Here is a 5,637-nt window from a genome sequence, read left to right on the forward strand (position 1 = left end):
GAGGGCATCGAGGGCCAGACGCCGTACAAGGGGCCGATCAGCCCGGTGCTGCACCAGATGGTCGGCGGCCTTCGCGCCTCCATGGGCTATGTCGGCGCCGGCACGATCCCCGAGTTCCAGGAGCGCGCGCGCTTCGTGCGCATCACCGGCGCGGGCCTGCGTGAAAGCCACGTCCACGACGTGATGATCACGCGAGAGGCGCCCAACTATCGGCAGGGGTAGGCGACCATGACGACCGAACTCACCTATCTGGCGCTGACGCTGATCCTGGCCCTGGTTCAGATCTTCCTGCCCGCCGGGGCGCGCACGGCCGAGTTCGGCTCGAAATGGAATGCGGGGCCGCGCGACGAGACGCCGGAGGCGAAGAAGCCGCTGACCGGCCGTCTCGAACGCGCCCAAGCCAATCTGTACGAGACCCTGCCGCTGTTCATCGGCGCGGTGCTGATCGCCCATGTCGCGGGCCGGCACGGCGCCCTGACGGTGTGGGGCGCGGCGCTCTATTTCTGGGCGCGGGTGGTCTATGTTCCGCTGTACGCCCTGGGCGTTCCCTATGTCCGTTCGCTGGTCTGGCTGGTCTCGCTCGCGGGGCTGGTGATGGTGCTGGCGGCGCTTTTCGTCTGAGATCCGATTGACCCCTGCCGCCCGCCTCGCCGCCGCCGCCTCCATCCTGGATTCCATCGCCCAGGGCCGCCAGCCGGCCGAGGCGGTGCTGAAGGCCTGGGGCGGCGCCAACCGCTACGCCGGCTCCAAGGACCGCCGCGCCATCGCCGACCGGGTGTACAAGGTGCTGCGCGCGCGCGGCCGCCTGTCGTGGATCATGGGCGGGCGCGAGGACGGGCGGGCCCTGGTGATCGGTTCGCTGGCGGCGCTGGACGGTCTGCCGCTGGAGGAGATCGAAGCGCTGCATTCCGGCGACGGCTATGGCCCCCGGCCCCTGTCCAAGCAGGAGCGCAGCCGCATCACGGCGGGGACGGACGATCTGCCCGGCTGGGTCGCGGCGGGCCTGCCCGAGTTCGTGGTCGAGGACTTCAAGGCGACCTTCGGCGAGCGCTGGACCGAGGAAGCGCGCGCCCTGATGCAGCCGCGCGCGCCCATCGACCTGCGCGTCAACGGCGCCCGCACGACGGTCGATGCGGTCGAGGCCGAACTGGTCGAGGCCGGCCTGACGCCCGAGCGGACGCCGTGGTCGCCCTGGGGCCTGCGCCTGCCGTCCGAGCCGCCGCCCAACGTCCAGGCGCTGGACGCCTTCAAGACCGGCCTGGTCGAGATCCAGGACGAGGGCAGCCAGGTCGCCTGCTGGCTGGCCGGCGCCGCGCCGCGCACGACGGTGGTGGACTATTGCGCCGGCGGCGGCGGCAAGACCCTGGGCCTGGCCCAGGCGATGGCCGGGGAGGGGACGCTGGTCGCCTCCGACGTGGTCAAGAAGCGCGTCGACAACATCCGCCCGCGCCTGGAGCGCGCCGGAGTCGAGGCGGACCTGCGCGTTCTGGGGCCGAACGGCGGCGGGCTGGAAGACCTGAACGGCCAGGCCGACCTGGTCTTCGTCGATGCGCCCTGCTCTGGATCCGGCACCTGGCGGCGGCGGCCCGAGGACGCGTGGCGTCTGACGGCGGACGAGGTCGACAGGCTGCACGCGCTCCAGGTCCGCATCCTGGGGCAGGCGTCCAAGCTGGTGAAGCCGGGCGGCCGCCTGGTCTATGTCACCTGCTCGATGCTGAGCCGCGAGAACGAGGCCAGCGCCGACGCCTTCGAGGCCGCGCACCCGGCTTTCGCCCCCGTCGCCGTCGCCACGCCCTGGGGCGAGGAGGCGCCGCGCCTGCGCCTGTCGCCCGCGACGACGAACACGGACGGCTTCTTCCTCGCCGTCTATGAGCGGACCGCATGAGGCTGGAGCGATACGGCGCCCTCACGGGCCTGCCGGTCATGGCCGCGCCGGCCGAATATGGCGACTGCCTGCGCGCCCGCATCGACCCCCTGATGACCGGCATCGGGCCGGTCGAGGCCGCCGTCGCCCTGACCGCCGCACTGGCGCGGCTGGAGGCGGCGGGAAACCTGCCGGACCTGATCGTGTCGCTGGGCTCGTGCGGGTCGCGGGTGTTGGAGCGCGCGGCGGTCTATCAGGCGTCGTCGGTCGCCTATCGCGACATGGACGCCAGTCCGCTGGGCTTCGCCAGGGGCGTGACGCCGCTGTTGGACCAGCCCGCCGTCCTGCCGCTGCCGTGTCCGATTTCCGGCGTGCCGACCGCGCGCCTGTCCACCGGCGCCAACGTCGTGTCCGGCGCCGCCTATGACGCCATCGACGCCGAGATGGTGGACATGGAGACCTGGGCCCTGGTCCGCGCGGCCCAGACCTTCGGCGTTCCCCTGGTCGCCCTGCGCGGCGTATCGGACGGCCGGGCCGAGCTGAAGGCGCTGGAGGACTGGACCGCCACCCTGCATCACGTCGACGCGAACCTGGCCGCCGCCCTGGACCGCCTGATCGCCGTGCTGGAGGCCCAGGGCCTCGCCAGCCTTGAAATCCCGGCCCGCCAAGGCCAAGACCCCGCCCACACGCTCGCCCCGGATTCGACCTCATGACCCAGCCGACCCAACACCAGAAGGTGCTCATCGTCGATTTCGGCAGCCAGGTGACGCAGCTGATCGCGCGCCGCCTGCGCGAGGCCAGCGTCTATTGCGAGATCCATCCGTTTCAGAAGGCGGAAGGCGCCCTGGCCGCCATGAACCCGGCGGCCATCATCCTGTCGGGCGGTCCCGAGAGCGTGCATGAAGAGGGCAGCCCCCGCGCGCCGCAGGGCGTGTTCGAGGCGGGCGTGCCGGTGCTGGGCATCTGCTACGGCGAGATGACGATGTGCGAGCAGTTGGGCGGCAAGGTCGAGGGCGGCCACACGCGCGAGTTCGGCCGCGCCGAGATCACGGTCCAGAAGACCTCGCCCCTGCTGGCCGACCTGGCCCCCGTCGGTGAGAACGAAGAGGTCTGGATGAGCCACGGCGACAAGATCGTCGCCATTCCGCAAGGCTTTGACGTGGTCGCCTCATCCGAGGGTTCGCCCTATGCGGTGATCGCCGACGAGAGCCGCCGTTTCTACGGCGTGCAGTTCCACCCCGAGGTGATGCACACGCCACGCGGCCATCAGATGCTGAAGAACTTCACCCACGGCATCGCGGGCTTGAAGGGCGACTGGACCATGGCCGCCTATCGCGACGAGAAGATCGCCCAGATCCGCGAACAGGTCGGCGACGCCAAGGTGATCTGCGGCCTGTCGGGCGGGGTCGATTCATCCGTCGCCGCCGTGCTGATCCACGAGGCCATAGGCGACCAGCTAACCTGTGTGTTCGTGGACACGGGTCTGCTGCGCAAGGACGAGGCGAAGCAGGTCACGACCCTGTTCCGCGAGCACTACAACATCCCCCTGATCCACGTGGATGCGTCCAAGGAATTCCTGGGCGAGTTGGCCGGGATCTCCGACCCGGAGACCAAGCGCAAGACCATCGGCCGCCTGTTCATCGAAGTGTTCGACCGTGAGTCCGCCAAGATCGAGGGCGCCGAATTCCTTGCCCAGGGCACCCTCTATCCAGATGTGATCGAGAGCGTCTCCTCGTCCAGCGGCAAGGCCCACGTCATCAAGAGCCACCACAACGTCGGCGGCCTGCCGGACTTCCTGAAGCTGAAGCTGGTGGAACCCCTGCGCGAGCTGTTCAAGGACGAGGTCCGCGCCGTGGGCGCCGAGCTCGGCCTGCCCGAGGGCATCGTGCACCGCCAGCCGTTCCCGGGCCCGGGTCTGGGCATCCGCATCATCGGCGAGGTCACCCAGGAGCGCCTGGACCTGCTGCGCCGCGCGGACGCGATCGTGCGCGCCGAGCTCACCGCGGCCGGGCTGGACCGCCAGATCTGGCAGTGCCCGGTGGTGCTGCTCGCGGACGTGCGCTCCGTGGGCGTGCAGGGCGACGGCCGCACCTACGGCCACCCGGTCGTCCTGCGCCCCGTCACCAGCGAGGACGCCATGACGGCGGACTGGGCCCGGATCCCGGACGACGTCCTGTCCCGCATCTCGAACCGCATCACCAACGAGGTCGACGGCGTCAACCGCGTCGTGCTCGACGTGACCAGCAAGCCGCCGGGCACCATCGAGTGGGAGTGAGCGGCGCGTCCGGCGCCGCATCCGGCCGCCCCTGACCGGGGCGGCCGTCCGCACGAAGACCGCCTGGACCCAGGCGACGGAGGAAGGACCGCACGCACGTGACCGAGCAGGAGTTCCCGCGCCTGGCCCGCGCCCGCGCCGCCGCACGCCCCGACGAGGGGCAGACCCGCCCCGACCCGGCCGCCTGGGTGTCCTCCCTGGGCTCGGGCGCCGAGAACGACACGATGCTGCGGTTCGCGCCCTCGGCGGCCAACAGCATCGACCTCACGGAGGCGAACTCCTCCGGCGTCTCGCAGCTGCTGCTGGGGCGGCGCACCCGCCTGTCCACCCTGCTGCCGGCCGGCCCGGTGCTGGACGCGGCGCACGAGGTCTCCCTCGGCCTGCGTGCCAAGGTCCGCGAGCTGGCGGAGGAGCGCGGCATCGACGTCGGCGCGCTCGCCGTGGGCGTGGCCACGTGGACGGCCGAGGAGGACGGCCGGCGGGAGCGCCGCTCGGCCCCCGTGCTGCTGGCCCGCGTGGCCCTGACGGTGCGCCGCGGCGCCCGGGGCCGGGACGAGCTGGAGGTCCAGATCACCGAGCCGGCCCGCCTGAACCCGGCGCTCGTGCGGAACCTGCGCCGGCACCACGGCATCGCCCTGGACCCCGAGGCGTACCAGCAGGCCGCCTACGCCACGGCGCGCCTCGAGCCCGCCCCCGCGTTCGCCCGTCTGCGCGAGGAGACCGCCGCGATCGCGGACCTGCACATACAGGATTGCCTGCTCGTCTCCACGTTCGCGGACCTCGGCGAGACCGCCTCCCTGCCCACCTCCCTCGAGGATCTGCCCGTCGTCCAGGCCCTGTACGACGCCGGCACCGGCATGGTGCCCCGCCCGGCGGCGCTGCAGCCCACGGGCGCGCCCGCGGAGGACGACGTCGCCCCGGCGGACGAGCGCCTCGTCGTCGACGTCGACGCCGCCCAGGCCCGGGTGCTCGAGCACGCCGCGGCGGGGGAGTCCCTCGTGGTGGCGGCCGCCCCCGGCACCGGGCAGACCCAGACCGCCGCCGCCCTGGCCGCACGCCTGGCCTGGGAGGGCCGGCGCGTGCTGGTCGTGGCCGAGCGCTCCGCCGCCCTGGCCGACGTGCTCGACCGCCTCGAGGAGGCGGACCTGCGCTCGATCGCGCTGGATGTGCCCGCCAACGCGGACCCCGAGCTGCTCCGCCGCCAGCTCGTGCAGGCCGTCCTGCGCTCCGAGCGGGCCGTGGACCCCGACACCGCCCGGGACGCGGCCGCGCTGACCGAACGGCGGCGCCGGCTGCAGGAGCACGTCGGCTCGCTGCACCACGTCCGCCCCCGCTGGGGCTGCTCGCCGTTCCAGGCGATGCAGGCCCTGGCCGCCCTGACCGGCGACCGCCGCTATGAGCCGTTCCGCCAGCAGGCCGAGGCCATCCTGACCGCCACCGACCGAATCCCCGGCGTCAGCTTCCTGGGCGAGGGCCTGGGCAACTTCTGGCAGGACGC

6 protein-coding genes are annotated in these 5,637 nt (G+C 72.5%); all 6 read left to right on the forward strand.

Translation table 11 applies throughout. From position 1 onward, the window contains the following. Positions 1 to 222, forward strand: a 222-nt coding sequence (locus B2U11_RS02280) for an IMP dehydrogenase (RefSeq protein WP_292069594.1), incomplete at its 5' end; no start/stop codon positions are given. 6 nt (positions 223 to 228) lie between these two features. Beyond that, positions 229 to 621 (forward strand): MAPEG family protein, encoded by a 393-nt coding sequence (locus tag B2U11_RS02285; protein WP_292069596.1) that lies wholly within the window; start codon positions 229 to 231, stop codon positions 619 to 621. 7 nt (positions 622 to 628) lie between these two features. After that, positions 629 to 1,885, forward strand: a complete 1,257-nt coding sequence (locus B2U11_RS02290) for an RsmB/NOP family class I SAM-dependent RNA methyltransferase (RefSeq protein WP_292069599.1) — start codon at positions 629 to 631, stop codon at positions 1,883 to 1,885. After that, a complete protein-coding gene (locus tag B2U11_RS02295; RefSeq protein WP_292069602.1) occupies positions 1,882 to 2,577 on the forward strand; it encodes a 5'-methylthioadenosine/S-adenosylhomocysteine nucleosidase in 696 nt (231 codons plus the stop codon). The genes B2U11_RS02290 and B2U11_RS02295 overlap by 4 nt, the downstream gene beginning before the upstream one ends. Further along, positions 2,574 to 4,139: a glutamine-hydrolyzing GMP synthase gene (gene guaA, locus B2U11_RS02300; protein WP_292069607.1), complete on the forward strand. Its 1,566-nt coding sequence runs from the start codon at positions 2,574 to 2,576 to the stop codon at positions 4,137 to 4,139. Before B2U11_RS02295 ends, guaA begins: the two co-directional genes overlap by 4 nt. 98 nt (positions 4,140 to 4,237) lie before the next feature. After that, positions 4,238 to 5,637, forward strand: a 1,400-nt coding sequence (locus B2U11_RS02305) for a DUF4011 domain-containing protein (RefSeq protein WP_292069610.1), incomplete at its 3' end; no start/stop codon positions are given.

Source organism: Brevundimonas sp. UBA7534 (assembly GCF_002479325.1).
In the GTDB taxonomy this organism is placed as follows: Bacteria; Pseudomonadota; Alphaproteobacteria; order Caulobacterales; family Caulobacteraceae; genus Brevundimonas.